At 49.9% G+C, this 23,356-nt stretch carries 22 protein-coding genes; 19 read left to right on the forward strand and 3 right to left on the reverse strand.

Annotated elements, in window-relative coordinates; translation table 11 throughout:
- The first annotated feature begins 19 nt into the window (after nt 1–19).
- Together AC3WU2_RS21455 and AC3WU2_RS21460 are read left to right on the forward strand one after the other, a co-directional pair.
- Entirely contained in the window at nt 20–991 is a 972-nt protein-coding gene (locus tag AC3WU2_RS21455) for a hypothetical protein (RefSeq protein WP_492457069.1), read from the forward strand.
- A 136-nt stretch (nt 992–1,127) separates the two neighbouring features.
- Entirely contained in the window at nt 1,128–2,276 is a 1,149-nt protein-coding gene (locus tag AC3WU2_RS21460; protein WP_492457070.1) for a WD40/YVTN/BNR-like repeat-containing protein, read from the forward strand.
- 142 nt (nt 2,277–2,418) lie between these two features.
- On the opposite strand, the gene AC3WU2_RS21465 is transcribed toward AC3WU2_RS21460, so the two are convergent.
- Together AC3WU2_RS21465 and AC3WU2_RS21470 are read right to left on the reverse strand one after the other, a co-directional pair.
- The gene (locus AC3WU2_RS21465) at nt 2,419–2,949 is read right to left on the reverse strand and encodes a GyrI-like domain-containing protein (RefSeq protein ID WP_492457071.1); all 531 of its coding nucleotides are present in this window, start codon (nt 2,947–2,949) and stop codon (nt 2,419–2,421) included.
- On the reverse strand, nt 2,846–3,316 hold the full coding sequence (locus tag AC3WU2_RS21470) for a helix-turn-helix transcriptional regulator (protein ID WP_492457072.1): 471 nt from the start codon (nt 3,314–3,316) through the stop codon (nt 2,846–2,848). Before AC3WU2_RS21470 ends, AC3WU2_RS21465 begins: the two co-directional genes overlap by 104 nt.
- 133 nt (nt 3,317–3,449) lie before the next feature.
- Here AC3WU2_RS21470 and AC3WU2_RS21475 point away from each other — a divergent pair, with 133 nt between their 5' ends.
- Genes AC3WU2_RS21475 through AC3WU2_RS21485 form a run of 3 tightly spaced genes read left to right on the forward strand, consistent with a single transcriptional unit; the run spans nt 3,450 to nt 7,449 of the window.
- Entirely contained in the window at nt 3,450–5,168 is a 1,719-nt protein-coding gene (locus AC3WU2_RS21475) for an ABC transporter ATP-binding protein (RefSeq protein ID WP_492457073.1), read from the forward strand.
- Entirely contained in the window at nt 5,165–6,904 is a 1,740-nt protein-coding gene (locus AC3WU2_RS21480; protein ID WP_492457074.1) for an ABC transporter ATP-binding protein, read from the forward strand. Before AC3WU2_RS21475 ends, AC3WU2_RS21480 begins: the two co-directional genes overlap by 4 nt.
- Nucleotides 6,905–6,909: 5 nt before the next feature.
- Nucleotides 6,910–7,449, forward strand: a complete 540-nt coding sequence (locus AC3WU2_RS21485) for a DUF1697 domain-containing protein (RefSeq protein WP_492457075.1) — start codon at nt 6,910–6,912, stop codon at nt 7,447–7,449.
- Nucleotides 7,450–7,778: 329 nt separating this feature from the next.
- Here AC3WU2_RS21485 and AC3WU2_RS21490 read toward each other — a convergent pair whose 3' ends face one another.
- The gene (locus AC3WU2_RS21490) at nt 7,779–8,321 is read right to left on the reverse strand and encodes a GNAT family N-acetyltransferase (protein WP_492457076.1); all 543 of its coding nucleotides are present in this window, start codon (nt 8,319–8,321) and stop codon (nt 7,779–7,781) included.
- 252 nt (nt 8,322–8,573) lie between these two features.
- Between AC3WU2_RS21490 and AC3WU2_RS21495 the strand changes: the two genes are divergently transcribed.
- The 14 genes from AC3WU2_RS21495 (at nt 8,574) to AC3WU2_RS21560 (ending at nt 23,235) form a co-directional block, all read left to right on the forward strand.
- Nucleotides 8,574–9,473, forward strand: coding sequence for a LysR family transcriptional regulator (locus AC3WU2_RS21495; protein ID WP_492457077.1), 900 nt, complete (start codon nt 8,574–8,576; stop codon nt 9,471–9,473).
- A 106-nt stretch (nt 9,474–9,579) separates the two neighbouring features.
- A complete protein-coding gene (locus AC3WU2_RS21500; RefSeq protein WP_492457078.1) occupies nt 9,580–10,413 on the forward strand; it encodes a transporter substrate-binding domain-containing protein in 834 nt (277 codons plus the stop codon).
- A 35-nt stretch (nt 10,414–10,448) separates the two neighbouring features.
- Nucleotides 10,449–11,234 carry an amino acid ABC transporter permease gene (locus AC3WU2_RS21505; RefSeq protein ID WP_492457079.1) on the forward strand — a complete coding sequence of 262 codons (786 nt, stop codon included), beginning with the start codon at nt 10,449–10,451 and terminating at the stop codon, nt 11,232–11,234.
- Nucleotides 11,231–11,941, forward strand: a complete 711-nt coding sequence (locus tag AC3WU2_RS21510; protein WP_492457080.1) for an amino acid ABC transporter permease — start codon at nt 11,231–11,233, stop codon at nt 11,939–11,941. Before AC3WU2_RS21505 ends, AC3WU2_RS21510 begins: the two co-directional genes overlap by 4 nt.
- Complete coding sequence (locus tag AC3WU2_RS21515; protein WP_492457081.1) at nt 11,938–12,690, forward strand: amino acid ABC transporter ATP-binding protein; 753 nt, start codon at nt 11,938–11,940, stop codon at nt 12,688–12,690. The genes AC3WU2_RS21510 and AC3WU2_RS21515 overlap by 4 nt, the downstream gene beginning before the upstream one ends.
- 12 nt (nt 12,691–12,702) lie before the next feature.
- Nucleotides 12,703–13,719, forward strand: a complete 1,017-nt coding sequence (locus AC3WU2_RS21520) for an LLM class flavin-dependent oxidoreductase (protein ID WP_492457082.1) — start codon at nt 12,703–12,705, stop codon at nt 13,717–13,719.
- A 39-nt stretch (nt 13,720–13,758) separates the two neighbouring features.
- The gene (locus AC3WU2_RS21525; RefSeq protein WP_492457083.1) at nt 13,759–14,940 is read left to right on the forward strand and encodes an amidohydrolase; all 1,182 of its coding nucleotides are present in this window, start codon (nt 13,759–13,761) and stop codon (nt 14,938–14,940) included.
- Nucleotides 14,937–16,103 carry an N-methyl-L-tryptophan oxidase gene (gene solA / locus AC3WU2_RS21530; RefSeq protein WP_492457105.1) on the forward strand — a complete coding sequence of 389 codons (1,167 nt, stop codon included), beginning with the start codon at nt 14,937–14,939 and terminating at the stop codon, nt 16,101–16,103. Before AC3WU2_RS21525 ends, solA begins: the two co-directional genes overlap by 4 nt.
- 13 nt (nt 16,104–16,116) lie before the next feature.
- Nucleotides 16,117–16,584, forward strand: a complete 468-nt coding sequence (locus AC3WU2_RS21535; protein ID WP_492457084.1) for a DinB family protein — start codon at nt 16,117–16,119, stop codon at nt 16,582–16,584.
- Between the two features lie 49 nt (nt 16,585–16,633).
- A complete protein-coding gene (locus tag AC3WU2_RS21540; protein WP_492457085.1) occupies nt 16,634–17,977 on the forward strand; it encodes an LLM class flavin-dependent oxidoreductase in 1,344 nt (447 codons plus the stop codon).
- Nucleotides 17,978–18,007: 30 nt separating this feature from the next.
- A complete protein-coding gene (gene ssuE, locus AC3WU2_RS21545; RefSeq protein ID WP_492457086.1) occupies nt 18,008–18,580 on the forward strand; it encodes an NADPH-dependent FMN reductase in 573 nt (190 codons plus the stop codon).
- A gap of 34 nt (nt 18,581–18,614) precedes the next feature.
- Nucleotides 18,615–19,703 (forward strand): LLM class flavin-dependent oxidoreductase, encoded by a 1,089-nt coding sequence (locus tag AC3WU2_RS21550; protein WP_492457087.1) that lies wholly within the window; start codon nt 18,615–18,617, stop codon nt 19,701–19,703.
- Between the two features lie 148 nt (nt 19,704–19,851).
- Nucleotides 19,852–20,862 carry a LacI family DNA-binding transcriptional regulator gene (locus AC3WU2_RS21555; protein ID WP_492457088.1) on the forward strand — a complete coding sequence of 337 codons (1,011 nt, stop codon included), beginning with the start codon at nt 19,852–19,854 and terminating at the stop codon, nt 20,860–20,862.
- A gap of 150 nt (nt 20,863–21,012) precedes the next feature.
- Entirely contained in the window at nt 21,013–23,235 is a 2,223-nt protein-coding gene (locus tag AC3WU2_RS21560) for an alpha-L-rhamnosidase-related protein (protein WP_492457089.1), read from the forward strand.
- The last annotated feature ends 121 nt before the right edge of the window (nt 23,236–23,356 follow it).

Raw genomic sequence — 23,356 nt, forward strand, 5'->3', positions numbered from 1 at the left:
CAGAGAGGGAGGGATGGTGTTGCAGAAGGTATTATTGGAAAATTTGACGTTGCCGCAGCGTGCGAACAGCTATATCGATGCCTTGCATGCGATCCTAACGCATCAAGGGTGGATCACCTGTTCGAAATCGATGCTCGCCGGGATGACTGCAACGGCTTTTCGATTTACCGTAGATTGTAGACTCACAGCTGAATCCACATCGGCCTATAACTGGATAGCGGAGAACTTTCTAGCTGCGGACTTCATCGGGGTTACCGCCTCGTCAGCTGCCGGATTCCATTTCGAACCGACGTTTCCGTTATATCAGAAGCAGGCGCTGAGCGATATTCGGAAATCTCTAGACCGCGGGATCGGCTGCACCATCTGGCAGGATCGGTTCGTGGTCGTAGCGGGGTATGATGAAGACCAGCAAATGCTCTACATCTCGGACGGGCAGGTCAAAGGTTATCGAGTGCTCCCTTATGCGCAGTTCGGCAAGGGTGATAGTCCTTATTGGTACTATCAAATTCTTGAAGGTCATGTCGTATTGGATGAGATTGCAGTTTATCAAGAATCATTGGTCCAAGCGATTTTCAAATGGGAGACGCATGAACTGATGCTGCCTGAAGCCGAGTATGCCTGCGGTGAAGCGGCCTATGATGCGATGATCGAAGCATTTCGAACGGGGAACTATGATCTGACAGGGGTTAGGGAAGTGCTCTCCTATTACGCGGCTTCGAAAGAAGATATTGCCGTCTATGTCGCCGCCTTGGAACGTTATTGGCCGGAGCTGTGTGACGCATCTGAGCAATATCGCGTCGTAGCACAGCAGTGGGGAGAAGCGGTGCGGTTGCTCGTTGCCGTGGACCGAAGCGATGACCTTGCCCCCATCAACACGTTCATCGATCTCTTCCGAGATGCCCAGACGGCAGAGCGGAATGCTGTTCAAACGCTCAAGCGCTTGATGCGAGAGACGATTCACAATCGGTTCGATGATATCGGTTTGCGCTAAGGGGAGGACTTCGGTCTTCCCTTTTTTTCTAGTTATCCATAAAGACGGCGAATGAATGAAATGTATTGAATTGAAAAGGGGTTATGTCGATAAAAGAAGAATAAGGAAATAAATAGAAAAATGTAGGAGTGGACTTATGTGTAAAAAATTTATAGTAATAAGCATGGTAATGTTATTTGCAATTTCGCAGTCTGTTTTCGCTTCTTCATCTAAAAATGGTGATGTGGGTAATCTTCACGACATTACACGTGCTGACAATGGCGTCTTTATTGCAGTGGGCGAATCAGGTACTATCGTAAAGAGCGTGGATGGTGAGGAATGGGAGAAAGTTAATATTAACCAAAAAGAAAATATTAATGCTGTCGTAAGTAACAAGAGTGCATTTTATGCAGTAGGGGATAAGGGAAATATTCTTCGTTCCGTAGGTGGAGACAAATGGGAGAATGTTAAATTCAAGGTTAATTTGACCTTGAAGGATATGGTGAATAAACGTTATATCGCTAATTACTCCAAAAAAGATCTTAGCTTAACGATAACGAATGCAAATGTTTCTTTAAGAGATATCATTTGGACCGGCAAGCAGTATGTAGCTATAGGAAAAATCATAAAACCAGATGCTGAGAATCGGAATTATGTTTATCAAATAATTGTTCAATCAACAGACGGGATAAATTGGAAGCTTAGAAAATTCGAGGTTACGAATCTGATTTCAAATAAGGCAGATGCGAGTAGATCAAATGCAGATCTAAACGCTATATATTGGAACGGGGATCGTTATGTAGTTACTGGAGATGATCTTATTTTCACTTCAAAAGATTTAAACCAATGGACATCTTCCAGTAATATTCAAGGGGATATTCGTGATTTAATATATCGTGAGAAACAATGGATTGCAGTGGGTTGGGATGGTAGATTTTCAGAACCCAAGGGTGTCATTTATACATCAAAAGACGGTATGAATTGGAGTTCACAAGAAAAGGATATGTTTCTATCAAAACCTTTCATGTCGATCGCATGGACAGGTGACAGATATTTAGTAAGCGGGAAGTATGGGCTGATTATGTATTCAAAGGATGCAATAAATTGGGAATTCTCTCCTTCAATTGATCAAATTTATGAGAAATTCACGTTCGATATTTGGAAATTTCATATAGAGAAAGGGATCTATACAGATGTCAAAAGGATATATGCTGACAAAGATATTGTTCTTGGGATTGGGTATTTTGGGACAATATTAACTTCCAAAGATCAATTAACTTGGGAATCTGTCTTCCCAAATAATTAGTTATTCCAATTGTATCAACGTAACTTATAAATGGAAAGTGATTAAGCATATGCCGTATAGAAGGAATCAATCAATCGGTTCCATGATATCGGATTGCGGTAAGGGGAGGACTTCGGTCTTCCCCTTTGTTCTCTTTTACATCCTATTCACGCGCCACCTGTCTGGCTGGAATATAGATTTCCATCTCTCCATAATCCTCGCGTGCTAAGTTAAGATCGATCGATTCGAAGTAGTAAGGCTCCGATATCTGATAACCGGAATAATGTTGCCAATATTCATCAATGTAGGTCCATATTTGATCGAGATGATCGATCGTAATGGTACTTGGGTGAAAGTCGCATACATACCGGAAGACCGCATATTGATTCGCAGGCAGTTCGTCCCAGTCCCAGCCTTCAGAGACTTGATCCAAGGTGTGCACTTCCGTGGAAGTGAGATACGTACTGTAGGTGTTATCGATTTCTTTCGTTAAACCAATATACCGAACAGGCTCCAATTGATGTTGAATACGGTGGAAATCTTGTTCGAAAAAATGATTCCCCGCCGTGTTCGCTTCATGATAGAGCTCGTTATCGATATAACGAATGGTACTGAGGCGTCCAATGAGCTTCATCGATGGTTTGCGAACATAGGTCGGCGAGAAGATATACCCCTCTTGGAGCGGTGTGATCATGGACGTGGTTATTTTCGCAGTGGATGTTCAAATCAACGTTATCTTGTTTGCGATATTGTGCCGGCGTAATCCCGTAAGCTTTTTTAAATGCACGGATATACGTTTGTTCATGCTCGAATCCGTAGTGCTGGCTGATCTCAATGATTTTATATGCTGGATTCATGAGTTGCTCGAAGCTTCGAGCGAGTTTGCGGGCTCTTATATATTCGCCAAGGGGCTGACCGCTGAGTGCTTTGATCAGTCGATGTAGATGATATTTGGAAATATTGGCTGTACTCGCAATCTTCTCAAGCGTGAGCTTGTCCGTAATGTGTTCCTCGATATAGTCGAAAATATCGTCAAAAGCTTGCTGTAAATCGGATCTCATGATTGTGAATCTCCATTTTTCTAAAGTTGAATGTGAAAGGTAGCAAGAAAAGTTCATTATTAGATTCCTTATTCTGGTATAGTAACCTTTAACTCTAGTTATTGACAAGAATGGGGAAGAGAACGTGGTTGAAATGAAGAAACAAACTTACACATCCTACGCAGCATTACGGCGAATGATGCGGCTTTCTAGTAAGCATTGGAATTATATGGTCGGGATTCTAGTACTCTCTGTCCTGACGGCCATCATGGAGACGGGATACATGGAGTCGATCCGAAGACTCGTAAATGGTGCGGTTGAGACGAACGTGGGAATGGTCTATAGCGGAGCGATGCTAGGGGCAGGGATCATTGTGATTCGATTCGTTATTGCGGCGTTTGCCTCACGAATAAGTGCATTACTGAACAATGTTTCGGTAACCCATCTACAATGGACGATGTTAGAGAAGCTATCGAAAATTTCGATGCCGACCATCCAGCAGGTTCATTCGGGAGACCTCACGAGTCGCGTATGGGATTCTGCAAGGGAAGCGCAGCTCGGGATCAACGATAAGCTCTTATCCATGCTTCAAGGCGTGATTCAGCTTGGTATTGCATTTCTATATTTCAGTTGGATTAATATTCCGCTGTCCTTGGGCGTGATTGGGTATACGATATTCTTTTCCTTCGTTGCTGTTCCGATCAGCAGGGTGCTTCGGCGGAGATATGACGAGCGAAATGCAGCAGCTGCGGACAGAGATTCATTCCTAACAGATACGGTCCATGCCTCTGAAGAAATAAAAACCTATGCATTAGGCTCCTATATTCAGATTAAATTCGAGCAGAAGCTGAATCGTGTATTCGCTGCCGCATTACGTGTCTCGATCATTGAGCGTCTTTTGGATGCTTCAGGAAGACTCTCTACGTTTGGCGGGATGATCTTTATCCTGTATGTCGGTGGGCTACAAGTGTATTCGGGCCATATGGATGTCGGCGGCTTAGCTACATTTCTCGTTGCGAGCAGTCAATTAACCCGGCCGATTGAGTCGCTAAGCGGGATTTGGGCAGGACTGATGGGAGCGATTTCGCAGGCAGATCGTGTATTTACGATACTGGATCAACCGAATAAGAACGTGTCGAACACATCTATTGCAACGGATTCGATCAGCAGCGGTGTATCGGTTGAACGAGTCAGTTTTACCTATCCTCATGCAGAGGAAAGAACGCTAACGAATCTCTCATTTGCGGCTACAGCTGGCCGAATGACCGTGATTACGGGCCCGAGCGGCTGCGGCAAGACGACATTACTCCAGATCCTGATGGGTGGATATGAGGTGGATGAAGGAAACGTCTATATGGCGGGAAATCGGACCTACGTCCCCCAAGAAGCGTTTATTCTTTCCGGCACATTTCGTGAGAATATCATATTCGGGTGTAATGGGGCGACCGAAGATCAATGGATTGAGGCTGCACAACGCGCATCGATTCATGACAGGATTATGGAGCATTCAAATGGGTATGACACCCTCATTGGGGATCAAGGCGTTCCATTGTCGGGAGGAGAGAAGCAGCGGATTACACTCGCTAGGGTATTTCTAAGAAATCCATCTGTACTTGTACTCGATGAGCCTACTTCATCCCTCGATCCAGTACACGAACGTCAGGTCATTCAAACTCTGCAGGAATGTGCCGCACGAATGACTGTGATTGTCGTGACGCATCGCTTACCTCTCATTCAGCTTGCGGACCACGTTATGTTTATGGAGCGGGGGCGAATTGTTGATGTTGGCTCTCATGAGGAGCTGCTAAGACGTCGAAGCGAGTATGATCGGTTTATGATGGAGCATGATGGACGGGTGGAGGAATGGGTATGAAGCAGCAAGAAACAACAAAGCTATCACAACAATGGCCGATTATTTTTCAATTTCTGAAGCCCTATTGGATTGTCGTGGTGTTCATTCTGATTCTGATTACTGTCGATGGGTTGTTCGAGATCAGCGTTGCGCTTGGACAAGGGTTCTTCATTGATGCGATTCGGGATAAGGGTGTGGCACAATTTCATGGCATAGCACTTATCGCCATGGCCGCGCTGATCGGGTTCGTTACGCTGCTGGGGATACATAGATATTTGCTTGTCTGGTTACATGGGGCTGTGTACAAAGGTATGTCATCGCATCTATTCGGTGTGGTGAATAAGATGCCTTTCGGATTCATTCAGAAGCAATCTTCGGGGGATATCCAGCTCCGCGTGAAGGAAGATACTGAGCACGGCTCGGAACTGATTGATTCGGCAGCGGAAATGATGACAGTCATTCTGATTATTGTCTTTTCTTTCGGATACTTGCTGAAAGTAGACGCAATCCTTGCTATGATAGCCGTTGCTAGCGTTATAGGGGTATTCTTCTCCAGTCGCTTCTTCGATCGTCGACTGCGTTCGGAATCCGATCAGGTGGAATCCAGCGAAGCGGTCGTTCAAGGTCACATGCAGGAATATGTGCGTGGGCTAGGGGTAGTTCAGCAGTATGAAGCAGCGCCGTGGCTTCTGGATCGGTTGATGAACCATCAGCAACGTTTGAATCAACGAAGATTGACGCTGGCCATCACGGAAAGTGTATCGGATAATACGGCACTGGCTGTATTTAGCGTCACGCAGCTCGCTGCCCTGATTATTATTGCATTAGCAGCTGCAAGGCATCATCTGACGCCAGGTATGGTTGTGACTTGCAGCTTATTGTTTGAACTCGTCGTATGGCCGATCTTGGGACTATCTCGTCAGTGGAGTCGAATGCAGGAAGGAGCGGGCGCATTTCATCGGATTTATGATTGGTTTAAGATGGAACCGCATCGCAAGCCGTTAGCCACGCCATCTGATATTTCATCAACAGGGGAGCCCGTTGTGAAGATGATGAATGTTCAGTTTCAGCCGGAGGAATTAGAGGCTCCAGTGTTGAATGGTATGACGATGGAAATCCACCCTGGTGAAGTCGTGGCAATCGTCGGTTCCAGCGGTTCAGGTAAAACAACATTGTGCAGGCTCCTCGCCGGACTTTATGAACCGACATCAGGACAAGTGATGTTATCAGGTGGACCGGCATCCGATCGACTGATGGAAGAGAGCAATGCCGTAACGTATCTCACCCAGCATCCTGCATTTTTTGCGGGAACCATCAGAGAGAATATCAAGCTGGACCTTGAGCACGTTACAGAGGAAGAGATGATACAAGCTACGAAGTCTGCGGCATTGCATTCTTATATCGAGGAACTGGACGATCAATACGATTCCTTATTGGATGAACGAGGGATGAATCTATCTGGCGGGCAGCGCCAACGACTCGCGTTATCTCGTGTATTTTTAAGAGATTCGGAGCTGTATATCTTGGATGAACCGACCTCTTCGTTAGATATTCATACTGAACAAGAGGTCATCCAACAATTATTTCGATTCCTAGACGGCAAGTCGGCGGTCATCGTGACGCATCACGTTGAATTGGCGAGACGAGCCCATCGAATTCTTGTGCTAGATCAGGGTAGACTGGTTGAAGCGGGTACGCATGAGGAGCTCATGAAGAAGCAGGGACATTATGTTCGACTATTTACGAATAGAGGATGATGACGATGACGGTCTATATTGGATTCCTACGTGGCATTAACGTTGGCGGCAAAAACAAGATTAAGATGGCTGAGCTCAAGAAGTCGCTGGAGGCGATGGGCTTTGCTGGTGCGGAGACGTATTTGCAGACGGGGAATATTTTGTTCCATTCCGATGATACGGCGGAGGCGCTGCGCAAGCGGATCGAGCTTAAGATAAGCGAGCAATTCGGCGTCTCGCCGACGGTTGTACTCCGCACGGCAGAGCAAATGGAGAAGATCATAGCAGACTGCCCTTATGCGGCAGAAAGCCTAACCGAAGGGCAGACGATACAAGTCTCGGTATTAACGGAAAAGCCGGATCAGCAGATCGCGGAAATCTTATCGCATGGGAAGAGTGAAATCGATGAATTTCAGCTGCAAGGGTGCGAGATCTACTTCTTATTCCGCCAGAGCGTTCTGGATTCCAAGCTCGCAACGAATCTACAGAAGCTCGGTGACCGCGTAACGACGCGTAATTGGAACACTATGAAGAAGCTGTCGGAGATGGTGAAGGCGATGACATAGGGGGAAATACAGGAGGGGGTAATGCGCCCCCTCTTTTTCTTTCATTCACCACACATAGCCATATTGGATATTTGCAGTAACTTCGGCTAATAATGCCGCAGTTGGACTCCTATAGTGGAACTTTGCAATAATTTTGGTCGGTTTGGGCGAATGAGAGATGATTTGAGTGCCCTACCCTGCAGGAATCCACTATAGGTACGACACATCACGTAGTACGCTTCGCTATGATGGATGGAATCCACGATAGGAGTCAAGAATGGCGCGAGTGGCACGATTGGATGTCATTTCTTACGGAATAACCCTTTAGATTGTTGGCTCAGAATTTTGAGCTATACCACACGCTCCAGTAGGGATGCCTTGCGTAAATCGAGCCAATAGCTCTTCACGAGCGTGTCGCCGTTACGGGTATCCGCTTCATATGCACGCTTAAACCCAAGATGTTCATACAGCTGCACGGCGGAAGCCATCATGTCCGATGTATGCAAATGGAGCGTGGAATAACCCAGCAGTACCGATCGGCGTGCGGCTTCTTGAATCAAAAGCGTGGCGATGCCGCGTCCGCGGTAGTCAGGCGATACGGCTAGCAACCGTATAATGGGCGAATGAATTCCCAGTTCTGGCTTGCCATAGGCGGCTTCCGAGGAGAGGAACATCTGGACGCTGCCGATGATCTCCCCATCGAGTTCAGCGACAATTCGGGCATAAGTCGCATTACCGTAGACGGAGTTCCGAATGGAATCCCGGTATTCCTCCCAACGAGGCTGTGGCAGATCATGCGCATATTGCTGATAGGCTTCAATCATGACTTGCGCGATCGCCTCTTGTTCGAATTCCTCTGCATCACGGATACGAATGTCTTGTGGTGCTGTCATCTCGGTCACTCCCTCTCATCGATTTCATCAAATTTGTAATCCAGTATAACTTTATATTCCGATTAAACATATAGGAAATAACAAATATCGATAACGTTATTGAAAAATTTAATGATAAAGCGCCGTACTCACCGTAAATTTGGATTGACAATAAAAATTCAACTCCATAAGATAAAAATAATTTATGTCCCTTACGACTGTTATAAAACCGTCTATTTTTATATGAATAATGTGAATATGGAGGTGGGTTCATTGAATATTGAGAATATTGAAGCCTTTGTCTACATCAATCATTACGGGAGCTTTAATAAGGTGGCGGATGTGCTGTTCTTGTCCCAGCCGACGGTTACAGCCCGCATTCAGTCACTGGAGCGTGAGCTGGACTGCCGGTTGTTCGACCGCTTCGGCAAGCAAATTCATTTGACGGACAAAGGCAAGCAGTTCCTCCCTTTTGCGCAGCAAATTGTTCAGACGTATCAGAAAGGCAAACATCATCTACACGCCAAGAGTGCAACACCTAACGAGCTGCGGATCGGATGCACCGTGTCGGTGTCGAATTATTTGATGCCCCATCTGCTGATGCGGCTCCAAGAACGGTTCACGGATATGCGATTTAAAATTACGACCGCGACAACGGATGAACTGGCTGCCAAGCTGTCTTCCAAGGAGCTGGATTTGGCCATCGTGCGCAAATTGGTGAACCCTGCTTTTCAGTCCTATTCTTTTTTTGAAGATCCGATCCGCTTGTATGTCTATCAGGACCATCCGCTGGCTGCTGCAGGAAGAGCGGATATTCGTGAGATTCGTCATGAGAAGCTGATCTTCTTCGAATGCGGATCGCTCGATTGGCTGCGGATTCACCGGGTATTCGAGAGCCTGGAACAGCCTCCTAACATTGTGTTTCAGGTCGATAATTCGGAGACTGCGAAGAAGCTAGTTTTGCGCCAGGCAGGTATTTGCTTCCTCCCTGGGCTATGCGTGCAAGAGGAAGTCGAGGCGGGTGTGCTCGTCCCTGTGAATATTACAGAGACAATGGGCATTGCGCTTCAGACCAACCTGATTACATTACATGATGTCCATACGGAATTCGCGGAGTCATTGCTGGAATGGGGGAGCGGATGTGCTCCATTAAGGAATTGCATATACGAATAGAAAAACTCTATTAGACGCGAAGGGCAAATCGCGGTAAAGTTAGTTTCAACAAATTCATACTAAACAGATAGGAATTATCTAACTTTAGTGAAAAGGGGATGAGATCATGCGTAAATCATGGCTATTCGTTGCAACGTTACTGCTCACGGGGGTGATTGCTGGTTGCGGCACAAGTGCAAAGACAGCGGATCCGGAGAAAGAAGGTACTGTCAATGCATCTGCGGGGGTTAAAAAAATTGTGGTCGGCACAGGCACGAATTTTCCTAAAATCTGCTTCATCGACGAGAATGGTAAACTGACGGGCTTTGATGTGGAATTGGTCAGAGAAATCGATAAGCGGCTTCCACAATATGAATTCGAGCTGCAAACCCAAGAATTCGCGAATCTCCTTTTAAGTCTAGAGACAAAGAAAATCGATTTTGTCGCGCATGAGATGGAGAAGAACCCGGAACGCGAACAAAAGTATCTGTTCAATAAAGAGCCCTATGCGCACTGGAGAAATAAGATTATCGTCGCGAAGGATAACAATGCCATCCAATCGCTGGATGATTTGAAAGGTAAAAAGGTGCTGACCGGAGCGACAAGCGCCGAGGCTCAGATCTTGGAGAATTACAACAAAGCGAATAACAACGCCATCAACATTGTCTATCAGAGCGGCGCAGCAAAGGATGCGGTTAATCAGATTACGAACGGGCGCGTGGAAGCCACGGTTGGCGCAGACTTCTCGCTACCGCTTATCGATCCGCAAGGCAAGCTTAAGACAACGGGCAACGACCTCTCGGAAGCCGATATCCTCTTCGTGTTCCGTAAGGATGATCCGGCATCGCAGAAGCTGGCGGATGACATTGACGGAGCGATTAAGGAGCTGAAGTCGGATGGTACGCTGGGCGAGCTCAGCAAGCAGTGGCTCGGCTCAGATTTTACCGTGGATAAGAAATAAGGCATTACAGGTCCTAAAAGGGGAGGAGGAAGCTCATGGGAGCCCCGTTTGATATGACGTATGTGTTTGGCTACTTACCGAAGCTGCTATCGACGCTGGGCATGACTTTGCTGATCGTGGGAGGTTCGCTACTGGTGGGGATTGTCGTGGGATTTCTCATCGCCCTTCCCCGTCTATACCGGATTCCGGTGCTGAACACGCTGGCTAGAATATACGTTTCTTTTTTCCGCGGGACGCCGATCTTGATCCAGCTGTTCCTGTTCTATTACGGGTTGCCTGAAATCTTAAAGTTGGTGCATCTTGATATTTCAAAAGCCCCGGTGCTGGTGTTCGTCATCATCACATACGGTCTTCATACCGGCGCATTTATGTCGGAGACGATACGGGCATCAGTGACGGCGGTGGATCGCGGACAAGTGGAAGCGGCCTATGCTGTAGGCATGACGAGCTATCAGGCTTTTACCCGAATTGTGCTACCGCAGGCGATGGCGATCGCGGTGCCGGTGTTCTCGAATCTGGTCATCGCGCTGCTGAAGGATACGTCACTTGCCTTCTCACTTGGCGTGATGGAGATGACGGGCAAGGCGCAGACGCTTGGATCGCTCACGCAGCATTTTATCGAAGCTTATATCTCGCTTGCATTGATTTACCTCGTCGTTAGCATAACGCTCGAGAAGCTGCTTCTCATTGCGGAACGACGCTTGTTAAGACATGAAGAAACGGATTCCACAGGACATCGAAGATTTCGGCTTGAGCGGAAAAGTTCGTATCGCCGCATGGTTGCCAGCGTGGATGCCGGAAAAGGAGGAACAGAAGTATGAAACTGGATCCATCCTTTATCTGGACGGCGCTGATCCAGCTGCTGTCAGCAATTCCTACGACATTGGTGATTACGGCCGTATCGGTCACCATAGGCTTTATTATTGGGTTAATTACCGCGCTGCTGCGGATTTATAAAATCCCAGTGCTGAGCCAGATTGCGGCGGGTTATGTGACTTTCATTCGCGGAACGCCGATGCTAACGCATTTACTGCTGATTTATTTCGGGCTTCCGATGCTGGTGGATGCCATGTCCGCGCAGTTCGGATGGGGCTTCAAATCCTCGTCGATTCCGATGATTGGCTTCGCTTTTATCTCGTTCTCGCTCACGGCGGGCGCCTATATGGCGGAGGTCATTCGCTCCGGACTGCTCGCTGTCAATCGGGGTCAGCTGGAAGCGGCCTATTCGGTGGGGATGACAACGTCGCAGGCGTTGCGCCGAATCGTCTTCCCGCAAGCCTTGGCAGTCAGCCTGCCGAACTTGTCCAATTCGGTCATTGGGATGCTGCACGGTTCTACGCTTGTTTTTACCGTATCGGTCGTAGATATTAACGCGAAGGCGCAGATTGTGGCGTCGACTAACTGGAAGTTTTTCGAGGCATATATGGCGGCGGCCGTCATTTTCTGGGGATTGACGCTCCTGATCGAACGGATTACCGCTGTCATCGAGAAACGAATCAATTTGTACAATCGAGGTGGAGTTGCATGATCCAACTAACGAATATATCGAAATCGTTCGGACGCCACCAGGTGCTGAATAAGATTGATTTAACCGTGCAGAAAGGCGAGGTGGTCGTCATTCTGGGCCCTAGCGGTTCCGGCAAAACGACGCTGCTGCGCTGCGTGAACTATTTGGAGAAGCCAAATGACGGCGAGATCGTCATTGGCGATTACCGATTGAACTGCAAGCACGCGAGTAAGAAAGACATTTACCAGCTCCGGCAGAAATCAGCGATGGTGTTCCAGCAATATAATCTGTTCAAACATAAAACAGCGCTTGGGAACGTCATGGAAGGACTTGTGGTTGTGAAGAAGCTGTCGAAGGAGGAGGCGAAGACGCGGAGTATTGCACTGCTCGAGAAGGTGGGGCTTGGCAGCAAATTGGAAGCTTACCCAAGTCAGCTCTCTGGCGGGCAGCAGCAGCGTGTGGGTATTGCCCGGGCGCTCGCGCTTGAGCCGGAAGTGATTCTATTCGATGAGCCGACATCGGCGCTCGATCCGGAGCTGGTCGGCGAAGTATTAGCGGTTATTCGTAAAATTGCGAAGGAAGGCATCACGATGATCGTAGTCACCCATGAGATGGGATTTGCACGAGATGTGGCGAATCATGTGGTGTTCATGGATGGGGGCGTCATTGTCGAGGAGGGGACGCCTGTGGAGCTGTTCAATAATCCGCAGGAAGAACGGACGAAGCAGTTCTTGAAACGGATTACCCCGGAACTTAACTATAGTATTTAGGAGGCATAGGGTATGACCATTACAATCAGCGTTCTTGATCAAAGTCCAATCTATCCGGGGGAGACGGCCGCAGAGGCGCTGGCGCATACGGTCCAGCTGGCACAAAAGTCAGAGCAGCTTGGATTTCGGCGCTTCTGGGTATCCGAACATCACGATTCGGAGCTGCTGGCAGGATCATCGCCGGAGGTGCTGATCTCCTACCTGCTGGCTAGAACGGAGAAGATCCGTATCGGCTCCGGCGGCGTTATGCTTCAGCATTACAGCCCCTATAAGGTGGCTGAGAACTTTAACGTGCTGGCATCCTTGGCGCCGGGACGCATCGATCTAGGCATCGGACGCGCACCGGGCGGGCTGCCCCGCAGCACACAAGCGCTGCAGCGCGGGGGTTCTGATCCGGCATCACTGACGGATAAAATCGCGGAGCTAGATCAGTATGTGCATCATCGTCTTCCGGCCGATCATCCGTTGATCGGATTGAAGGCATCTCCTTCGCCGGAGGTTCCACCTGAACTATACGTATTGGGCGCTAGCGTTGGGAGTGCAGAGATAGCGGCTGATTTGGGGCTACCATACGTCTTCTCCTTATTTATCAACGGAGATGAGGCGGTGGCATTGGAAGCCATCCGCAGCTATCGCAATCGCTTCAATGGAGCGCACGACACACAGCCGCAGGCGATTATCGCGCTAGCGGTGGCCGTTGCCGATACCGAGGAAGAGGCAGCAAGCCTTGTCGGATCTCAAAAGCTAGTGAAGATTCACCTTGCCAGTGGGAAGACGCTCACGCTCGGAACACGCGAGCAGGCGGAGGAGTTCGGACGGCAAGCAAATGAAGAGTATACGATCGAAGAGCTGGAACCATTTATCACCAAGGGAACGAAGGCGATGGTTCGTGAGAAGTTCGAGGCGCTGCATAAAGCATCCGGCGTAGAGGAATTTATTGTGACGAGCAACATTGCTCCGTTCGATAAACGTCTCCGCTCGTTCGAGCTACTAAGTGAGGCACTTAGCGGCACGGTAGCTGAGGTGTAGGCATAGCGGCTTATCAAATATGCGAAGGAGGGTGATGGGTTGTCTGGTCATCAACTAGAGTCCATATATGGCATTGACGAAGCAAAATTCATTCAAATTCGCCGCCATCTGCATCAATATCCAGAGCTGTCGAACGAGGAATTCGAGACGACGAGATCGATCCGCGGATGGCTTGAGGAGGCGGATATCCGAGTTCTCGACTATCCCTTGGCAACCGGCATCATTGCTGAAGTCGGAGGACTCCGTCCGGGACCTGTGATTGCGCTGCGTGCGGATATCGATGCGCTGCCGATTCAGGAAGAGACGGACCTTGATTTTGTTTCGAAGATTCCTGGAAAAATGCATGCCTGCGGGCATGATTTCCATACCGCATCCTTGATCGGTTCGGCTTATGCTTTGAAAGCAAGGGAAGGCGAGCTTGAAGGAACGGTTCGGCTCATCTTCCAGCCTGCTGAGGAGCGAGCCAAAGGGGCGAGACAAGTCATCGACAGCGGTGCACTTGAAGGTGTGCAGGCGATCTTCGGGATGCATAACAAACCGGATCTTGCTGTCGGAACGGTAGGTATTAAGAGCGGTCCGCTCATGGCGGCGGCAGACGGCTTCCGCGTAGAGATCGAGGGCAAAGGCTCGCATGCCGCGGTACCGGAAGCGGGACTAGACCCGATCGTCACCGCGGCCCATGTCATTACGGCGCTGCAGTCGATCGTGAGCCGGAACGTGAGTGCCCTGCAAAGTGCTGTCATCAGTGTAACCCAGCTCCACAGCGGCACGGCATGGAACGTCATTCCCGATAAAGCTGTGCTGGAAGGAACGGTTCGAACCTTTGACGAGCAGGTACGTCAGCAGGTGCTGGAACGGTTCAGCCAAGTGGTGGAAGGAGTCACGACGGCTTTTGGCACCAGCGGCGGTGTACGTTGGATTGAAGGCCCGCCTCCGGTGAATAATGACGATGCGCTTGCGCAGCTCGGCAATGAAGCGGCGGCTGCCGCCGGGCTCAAGGCGGTGGTGCCTATGCCTTCGCCTGCGGGTGAGGATTTCGCCGTCTATCAACGGGACATTCCGGGATTATTCGTCTTTATGGGCACGGCAGGGACGCAGGAATGGCATCACCCCGCTTTTACGCTGGATGAAGCTGCAATTCCCATCAGCATCCGATTCTTCACGGAGCTTGCGGAACGTGCTCTGAAGCAGCTTGGGGCTGGCGGAGGTGAACAGCCATAACATCTGCGAAAAGTTATGACGTCATCATTGTCGGGGCGGGCTCCATGGGCATGAGCGCTGGATATCATCTTGCCAAGCAAGGCGTACGAACACTGCTCATTGACGCCTTTGATCCGCCACACCGGGAGGGCAGCCATCACGGGGAGCCGCGATTGATCCGGCATGCTTACGGCGGTCATGCTGTCTACACAGACATGGCGGTACGCGCCCATCAGCTGTGGAATGAACTGGAATTACAGACGGAAAGGCAGTTGCTAATTCAGTCCGGCGTCCTGAACATAACGGACCCGGCGCTCTATTCTTTGAAGGAACGTACACCAAAAGCCGCGAAGCGAGGCGTTCTTACGGAGTGGCTGAATGCGAACGAAATACAGAACCGCTGGAAGGGGATTCAGCTTCCCGACCATTTCGAAGCGATGTATGAGCCTGCTGCCGGATACTTACGCAGCGAAGCCTGCATCGATGCATATAAAGCGTTAGCGTTAAGACACGGTGCAGAATTGTTGACGTATACCACGGTTAGCGGGATTACGGCCCAGCAAGACAGCGTCGTGGTTCATACACGGGATGCCGATTACTACGGGGCGAAGTTAATTCTGACGGCGGGTGCGTGGTTCGGCACGTTGGCGCCGTTCATCACGCTTCCCATCCGAGCCGTCCGCAAAGTCGTCGGATGGTTCGAGACGAGCGGCTCCGATTTTCATGCCGGACGATTCCCCGGATTTACGCTGCATACGAAGGAGGGCATCTATTACGGCTTTCCGGACATTGGTGGTGCCGGACTCAAGATCGGCCGCCATGATACCGGACTCGATTGGAAGCCGGGCGATCCGGTCTTTCCATTCGGCAGCCTGACAGAGGATGAAGAAGATCTGCGCGGCGCACTGCTGAGGTATATGCCCGGTGCAGCGGGTAGGTTGGTCCAAGGCGCGGTGTGCAAATACGAGCTGACGCCCGACGAAGACTTCATCATTGACCGGCACCCGCAATATTCACATATCCTTGTGGCCGGAGGGTTCTCGGGCCATGGATTTAAATTTTCGAGCATCGTAGGGGAAATATGCTCGCAGCTTGCATTGGATGAAGCGCCGCAACTGGATGTTCGCCCATTCGCGCTCTCACGTTTTACACAGCAGGCCGTGTCTGCACCAAACTTGTCATAAGGAGGAGAAGGAAATGAGCGAGATCAATTTAGAAGCCTTATTAAATACCCATGGTCAGCTGGTGAATGCCGTCCAAGGACTGAGCGAGGAACAGCTGAAATGGAAGCCATCGCCGGAGGCATGGAGCGTGCAGGAGGTGGTATCCCATCTTGTGGATCACAGCTTCGTGATCTCGTTCCGGATTAGGGATATTCTCGCCGGCACATCGGCGCAGCTTCCGGCTTTTGGGCAGGATGCTTGGGTTAGCGGTCAGCATTCGAACCGGGGTCAATTGTCGGATATTTTGGATGCTTTTCACGCGATCTTGGAATACAACAGCCTGCTCATTGAACGGTTAAGCGATGAGGAGCTGGAGAAGACGGGCGTTAATTTCAAAGGCGAGACGGTTAGTATTAAGACGATCATTCAAGGCTTTATCCGGCATGTCCAAGGTCATCTCGGACAAATTGAAAGGACGAAACAGGCTGCCGTCGCAGTATAGATCACAATTGATGTTAATCTGGAGCATTTCAGATAAGGAGGATGGAATCATGGCAAAGAAAAAACAGTTAAAGCTCGGGGCGCTTCTGCATGGCGTCGGTGGAGGGACCTCCCTATGGAGGCATCCGGATGTGGATCCGGGGGCAAGCGTTAATTTCGAGATCTACAAGAGCTGGGTGCATAAAGCGGAGCAAGGCAAGCTGGACCTCATCTTCATTGCGGACGGATTGTATATTAACGAGAAGTCCATTCCCCACTTTCTGAACCGGTTCGAGCCGCTCACGCTATTAAGTGCGCTGGCTTCGGTCAGCAAGCATATCGGTCTGGTCGGCACCTTGTCGACTTCGTACAGCGAACCGTTTACGGTCGCCCGTCAGTTCGGTTCTTTGGATGTTCTCAGCGGTGGACGCGCCGGCTGGAACGTGGTAACTTCCCCGCTCGAGGGCTCTGCTCTGAATTACGGGAAGAAGGAGCATCCAGAGCATGATAAGCGGTACAAGATCGCGACGGAATATCTTGAGGTGACACGGGGGCTGTGGGATTCCTGGGAGGACGATGCTTTTGTCCGCGACAAGGAGAAGGGGATTTTCTTTGACCCTGAGAAAGTGCATACGCTGAGTCATGAAGGCGAGTTCTTCTCGGTAAAAGGACCGCTTAATATTGCCCGTTCGAAGCAAGGTGGTCCGGTTATTTTCCAAGCAGGAGCCTCAGAAGTCGGCAGAAATTATGCTGCGAAGGAAGCTGATGCCATCTTCACTGGCGCCGAAAACCTGGAGGAAGCCATTCGGTTCGCGCAGGATGTGAAAGCCCGTGCTGCCAGCTTCGGTCGCAATCCAGATGATGTGTTGATCTTCCCTGGAATCGGACCGATTATCGGCAGCACGGAGGAAGAGGCGGAACGCAAATACCAAGAGGTGGCGAGCCTCGTCACGATCGAGAATGCGCTCAATTATTTGGGACGTTTCTTCGAGCATCATGACTTCTCGCAGTATCCGCTGGATGAACCGTTCCCGGAACTCGGGGATCTGGGCAAGAACAGCTTCCAGAGTGGTACGGACAAAATCAAGAAGGACGCGAAGGAGAAAGGGTTGACGCTGAGACAAGTAGCCCTACAGTCGGCAACGCCGCGCAGCAGCTTCATCGGAACAGCTGAGCAGGTCGCGGACCGCGTGCAGGAATGGTTCGAAGCGGGCGCAGCCGACGGGTTCATGTTAGCCGCTGCCGTGCCGCGCGGACTGGAGGATTTCGTGGAGCAAGTGGTGCCGATCTTACAGGAGCGCGGAATTTTCAGAACGGAATACGAGAGCGACACGCTACGAGGGAATCTGGGCTTATCCGTGCCAGAGAACCGGTATACGAAGGCCAGAGCCGAAGCGGAAGAAGTTCGCTCCTAGCATAGTTATGCAAACCTAAGGAGGATGAAGATGAGCAAAATCGTTTTGATTGCAGGAAGTCCTACGAACGGATCGAGATTATTCGGATTGACGCAATACGCCACGGATCATCTCGCGTTGTCTGGCTTTGACGTCGATGTGATCTCGGCTGCCGAGCTTCCGGCAGAGGATCTGCTCCACGCGAATTTTAACAGCCCGTCCATTCAGCAGGCGCTTGCAACGATATCGCAGGCGGACGCTGTTATTATCGCCAGCCCCGTCTACAAGGCTTCGTATTCGGGCGCGTTGAAGACCATTCTTGACCTTGTCCCGCAGAAAGGGTTCCAAGGAAAAGTGGTGCTGCCGCTCTTTATTGGCGGGACGATTGCTCATTTGCTGGCTATTGATTATGCCCTGAAGCCGGTTGTTGCCGCGTTAGGAGGAACGAATATTCTTAGCGGTGTGTATGCAGTCGACCAATGGATTAGCCGCACGGAGCATGGGGGATTTGAACTGACCGAAGAGCTGAAGGAGCGTATTGACGCCTCCATCAGCGAACTGACCCTAGAGCTGGAACGCGAAGCCGTGTTTCGGAATCAAGACAGACAGGAACCGATAGACTGATTGATCAGTTTCGTTCGAAAGGGGGCTCAGGATCATGAAGGTTGCATTATTTAGCTTGATGATGAATCTCCCGAATGCCGTGACAGGAGAATCATGGACAGCGCAGCAAAAATTCAGGAACGTCATCCGCCAAGCCGTTCTTGCGGAAAAGTTAGGGTTCGATGCTTATGGGGTAGGCGAGAGACACGGGGCGCCATTTCTGTCCTCGTCGCCGCCGGTCGTATTGACCGCGATTGCAGCCCAGACCTCACGCATTCGCTTGTTGACCACGGTGACGGTGCTGAGCGTGCTCGATCCGGTACGGGTTGCAGAGGATTATGCGACGCTGGATCATCTCTCGGGAGGCCGGCTGGAAATGATCATCGGGAAAGGCAATGATCCGCGGCACTATCCGCTCTTCGGGATCAACGAGGAGGAGCAGTGGGAATCCATGGCTGAACGCTATCGGCTGCTGAAAAGGTTGTGGACGGAAGAAGGCGTCACTTGGGAAGGCCGTTACCGTCCGCCGATTGAGCATGTGACGACCTATCCGCGACCTTACCAGAAATCGATCCCCGTATGGCACGGCAGCGCCTCCAGCACGCTCTCGACGGAGCTAGCGGCCCAGTTCGGAGAGCCGATTTTCTCCTCAAATTCGTTCCATCCGCAGGCCAAATACAAAGCATTGATTGATCATTACCGCGAGCGGCTAGCCTTTTATGGGCATGATCCGTCTCAAGCCGTCGTCGGTGCGGGCTCAGGCAGTCTATATCTCGGTACCACTGGCGAGGAAGCCATCCGGCGGTATCGACCCTACTACAATGCATTCAGCGTAACGGAATCGTCGAAGCATAATCAATCGCCTTTCATAAATCTGGAAGATATCATCGCGAATGGTCCGGCGCTGATCGGGAGCCCGGAGCAGGTCATTGAGAAAATTCTGCATTATCACGAGGCCTTTGGCCATCAGGTGCTGAGCATCAGCGTCGATGGATTGACAGAATCGGAGCAAGAGGAACAGCTGCATCGTTTTGCCGAGGAAGTGCTTCCTGTGCTGAGGCGGGAAATCCCAAGTACCGTGTGGAATAAGCCACCTGCTCTAACGGAAGACGATACAGCAATTCCTTCTCCTGCCTCAAGCTGAGTACTCAGAGGGACAATTGGATAGCGGAGAAGATGCAATAGGGGGGAATCGTATCTCCCCTATCGTGCTGTTCAGCCGTAACCTGCTTGACACATATATAAGGACTTGCTATTGTTTGTGAGAGTATGGATACGGTGGTGGGAAATGGATGGTAACAATTAAAGATGTAGCTAAAGCGGCTAATGTATCCGTCACAGTTGTATCGAAAACGTTAAACGGCTACTCGGATGTCAATGAGGACACACGGCGCAAAGTGTTAAAAGTAGCTGAAGAGCTCAAATACACGCCGAATATGCTAGCGAAGAACTTAAAACAAAAAGTAACGAAGTCCATCGCATTGATTTTCTCGAACTTCGAACGCGCTAACGGCAAGGATGGCGTCTTATTCCAGATTATGAGTGGAATTTACGCAGCTGCTGTAGATTTCAAGTATGAGGTTGTGATCTACACACGCAGCTTGTCTGAGCAGCAGAATATATCGTATTGGAAATTTTGCAAAGACCATAAAATAGCGGGTGCAGTCGTCACTGGATTGAAGACAACGGACCCTTATTTCCAAGAAATCGTAAATAGCGATTTCCCGTGCGTCGTCCTCGATACGGATCTGGCTAGCGAACATACTGGCTCGGTATCTACGGACAATGTGGGTGCGGCTAAGATGGCTGTCGAGTTTTTGATCTCGAAAAATCACCGGAAGATCGGCATGATTAACGGCCATGAATTCGCGGTCGTCAGCCGTCAACGTCTAGAGGGGTATAAGGCAGCTCTATCCGAACAAGGCATCGTTTTCGATACTGCGATCGTTGTCAATTCGGACTATTCGGAAGAATCGGCCTACGAGCTAGCAGATTCTTACTTGCAGGAGCATCGTGATGTCACAGCGATCTTCTTCGCGAGTGATCTGATGGCGATTGGTTTCATGAATCGGTGCCGCGAGATCGGTGTACGGATTCCAGAGGATATTTCGATTCTTGGTTTCGATGATATTGTATTATCGAGTTATACGACGCCGAAGCTGTCGACTGTGCGTCAGAATTTCCATAAGCTTGCCTATCAAGCCTGCGAACAGGTCATTCATATTTTAGAGAAAGAGGAGAAAGGCCGGCATATTATGATGCCTTTCAAAATAGTTGACAGAGAGACAATCAAAGAACTATAATCATTGTGCAAATGCTTTCATGTATTCATTTTTTATTGAATCTCGAAAACATTTCTTTTTTTGACGATAATCGAAAACGTTTTCGAACGAAGGCGCAGAATCATAGTTTAGAGAATGTACCTTGGAGTTGTAAGGAGAGTTGGTCGAGCTATGTATAACAGCAATAGTCAATTATCATCGACGCAGGCCGTAAAGAGTAAACATCCGTTTAATGTATACCTGACGGCAGGTGAGTATGTAAAAGCGATTGGAACGCAAGATGGTTATTTCCCGGATTTCGGGCATCATGTTGCGAACGAAATGGGAGGCATATGGCTGCATCCCATTAAGTTGTTAGACGGATTCTGGCTTCGGGTAACCGATCTGGACCGTAATATTTCCGTATGGTCGAAGTCCGATGAATATATAACTTACCCGTGGGGCAACGGATTCCGCTACGATCACGGTCTGGGGCATATTCCGGTTGCGATCGAACGCGAGCAATTCGCGCCGGAACACGAGAAAGGCTTAGTCGTTCGCTACGACCTGCATAATTACGCAGATCGTCCTACGCGCCTGAAGTTGGAACTATTAGCTCGTACAGATTTGCGTCCGGTCTGGTTCTCGGATGAGATCGGCATTCTGGACGGCGCGAAGGACGTGGTGGAAGCGCGTACGAATCGTGTGATGCATGCGAAGGATTGCGATCATGAATGGCATGCGATGATTGGGACGAGCTTGCCGGGTGAGGACTACGAGATCGGTGAATCGTTATTCGGGCCGGAATTCACGAGCGGTCAAGGCTGCGGCATGAAGTTCGAGACGACGATGACGCTCGAAGCGGGTGCGCGTCTATCCTTCCATCTCTTCGTGGCGGGTTCGTATGCTTCGAAGCAGGAGTGCGAGGCGACCTATGAGACACTTGTGCGTGATCATGAGCGCCTGCTCGCGGAGAAGAAAGCGACGTACGACGCGATCCGTGAGCGTGCGGAGTTGAAGATTGAAGGCGAGTCGGCATTCAGCGATATTTTCACATGGGTGAAATGGAACAATCAGTGGCTTGTTCAACAAGTCGATGGCATCGGGCGCGGATTAACGGCGGGCAGCCCGCATTATCCTTGGTGGTTCGGTTGCGATAATTCGTATTCCTTGCAAGGCGTACTCGCGATTGGGGATCATGAGTTAGCGAAGGATACGATGCGTATTCTGCTCGACAGCTCGAAGAAGCAGAACGGCAATGGCCGAGTCGTGCATGAGATTACGACGATGGGCGCGGTCTCGAACCCGGGGAACACGCAAGAAACAGCGCACTATATCAGCATGGTATGGGATATGTATCGCTGGACTGGCGATCGTACATTCCTTGAGGAACATTACGCCTATTGCGTGCAAGGGATGGACTGGCTCTTGCATGAGATGGATCCGGACGGCGATCTCTTCCCGTCAGGCTATGGCATCATTGAGATCGCAGGGCTCAATATGGAGCTGATCGATTCTGCCGTGTATACGGCTAAAGCGATGCAATCGCTCGTTCAGATGAGCCGCGAGCTCGGAGAACAGGAACGTGCAGCACAGTACACAACATTGGCTGAACGTGCCGTCGAAGCCATCAATACAACCTTCTGGAGCGAAGAACAGCAGCTTTATGCCGATGCGGTAGCAGCGAAGCGGGATGTTCTTCCGAAGGTCGAATTCCTGATCGGCATGGCGGAGCAGAACGGCATTCAAGGCTATCGCGAATATCTAGAGCACCAACTGGTACGCGTCCAGGATGAGACCGTCGATCAAGGTTGGTTAATCAATAAGAACTGGGTAATCTCCACGCCGATGGAAGCCGGGATTGCGGATCGCGCCAAAGGCGAGAGTGCCATCCACCATATGCGCAACGCAGACTTTATCGGACCTTACGGTTCATATCTGTCGGGCACATTCCAGCAGGGCACGATGACCATTAGTACGGGTGTCCACGCCGTAGCCGAAGCGATGTACGGCGATATCGATGCAGCACTCGATTTATTGCTGCGGATGAATCAATCCTTCTCTCGCGTATTGCCTGGTTCGATGAATGAGATGTCCCCGGATTATGGCTGCGCCGTACAGGCTTGGACGGTCTACGCCATGATGGTGCCGACAATCGGACACATGATCGGGGTTCAACCGGAAGCGCATCGCCGCAAGGTAACGATCGCTCCGAAGATTCCGACCGCTTGGCAGGGCAAAGACATTCAATTGAACCGCGTTCGTGTCGGTGATGCATGGATCGATATTAAGATTCGTGTGGATCAAGGACAGTTGACACTGAACGTGAAGAATGAATCGCAATGGAATATTCAAGTCGATTGGAATGGGAAGACGTATTCGTTCAACGATGCTATCGTTGAAGCGGTCCTGTAGTAATTGAGTTAAGATGGGTTTCCCGACGTCATCTTATCGTAGTTATTCTGGGGGCACTGGCAGATCGTATCGCTGCCCCTTCACTGCTTATTCTAAGAAACAATAAAATTTAAACAAAATA

This window comes from Paenibacillus sp. EB106-05-06-XG162, from assembly GCF_058791655.1.

Bases quoted from the DNA above. Each gene is read 5' to 3' on its own strand.
- AC3WU2_RS21555 (WP_492457088.1), top strand. From the start codon at position 19,852: ATGGTAACAATTAAAGATGTAGCTAAAGCGGCTAATGTATCCGTCACA.
- AC3WU2_RS21470 (WP_492457072.1), bottom strand. From the start codon at position 3,316: ATGAGATCCGATTTACAGCAAGCTTTTGACGATATTTTCGACTATATC.
- AC3WU2_RS21490 (WP_492457076.1), bottom strand. From the start codon at position 8,321: ATGACAGCACCACAAGACATTCGTATCCGTGATGCAGAGGAATTCGAA.
- ssuE (WP_492457086.1), top strand. From the start codon at position 18,008: ATGAGCAAAATCGTTTTGATTGCAGGAAGTCCTACGAACGGATCGAGA.
- AC3WU2_RS21550 (WP_492457087.1), top strand. From the start codon at position 18,615: ATGAAGGTTGCATTATTTAGCTTGATGATGAATCTCCCGAATGCCGTG.
- AC3WU2_RS21475 (WP_492457073.1), top strand. From the start codon at position 3,450: ATGAAGAAACAAACTTACACATCCTACGCAGCATTACGGCGAATGATG.
- AC3WU2_RS21540 (WP_492457085.1), top strand. From the start codon at position 16,634: ATGGCAAAGAAAAAACAGTTAAAGCTCGGGGCGCTTCTGCATGGCGTC.
- AC3WU2_RS21465 (WP_492457071.1), bottom strand. From the start codon at position 2,949: ATGATCACACCGCTCCAAGAGGGGTATATCTTCTCGCCGACCTATGTT.
- AC3WU2_RS21505 (WP_492457079.1), top strand. From the start codon at position 10,449: ATGGGAGCCCCGTTTGATATGACGTATGTGTTTGGCTACTTACCGAAG.
- AC3WU2_RS21510 (WP_492457080.1), top strand. From the start codon at position 11,231: ATGAAACTGGATCCATCCTTTATCTGGACGGCGCTGATCCAGCTGCTG.
- AC3WU2_RS21515 (WP_492457081.1), top strand. From the start codon at position 11,938: ATGATCCAACTAACGAATATATCGAAATCGTTCGGACGCCACCAGGTG.
- AC3WU2_RS21485 (WP_492457075.1), top strand. From the start codon at position 6,910: ATGACGGTCTATATTGGATTCCTACGTGGCATTAACGTTGGCGGCAAA.
- AC3WU2_RS21480 (WP_492457074.1), top strand. From the start codon at position 5,165: ATGAAGCAGCAAGAAACAACAAAGCTATCACAACAATGGCCGATTATT.
- AC3WU2_RS21520 (WP_492457082.1), top strand. From the start codon at position 12,703: ATGACCATTACAATCAGCGTTCTTGATCAAAGTCCAATCTATCCGGGG.
- AC3WU2_RS21460 (WP_492457070.1), top strand. From the start codon at position 1,128: ATGTGTAAAAAATTTATAGTAATAAGCATGGTAATGTTATTTGCAATT.
- AC3WU2_RS21560 (WP_492457089.1), top strand. From the start codon at position 21,013: ATGTATAACAGCAATAGTCAATTATCATCGACGCAGGCCGTAAAGAGT.
- AC3WU2_RS21535 (WP_492457084.1), top strand. From the start codon at position 16,117: ATGAGCGAGATCAATTTAGAAGCCTTATTAAATACCCATGGTCAGCTG.
- AC3WU2_RS21500 (WP_492457078.1), top strand. From the start codon at position 9,580: ATGCGTAAATCATGGCTATTCGTTGCAACGTTACTGCTCACGGGGGTG.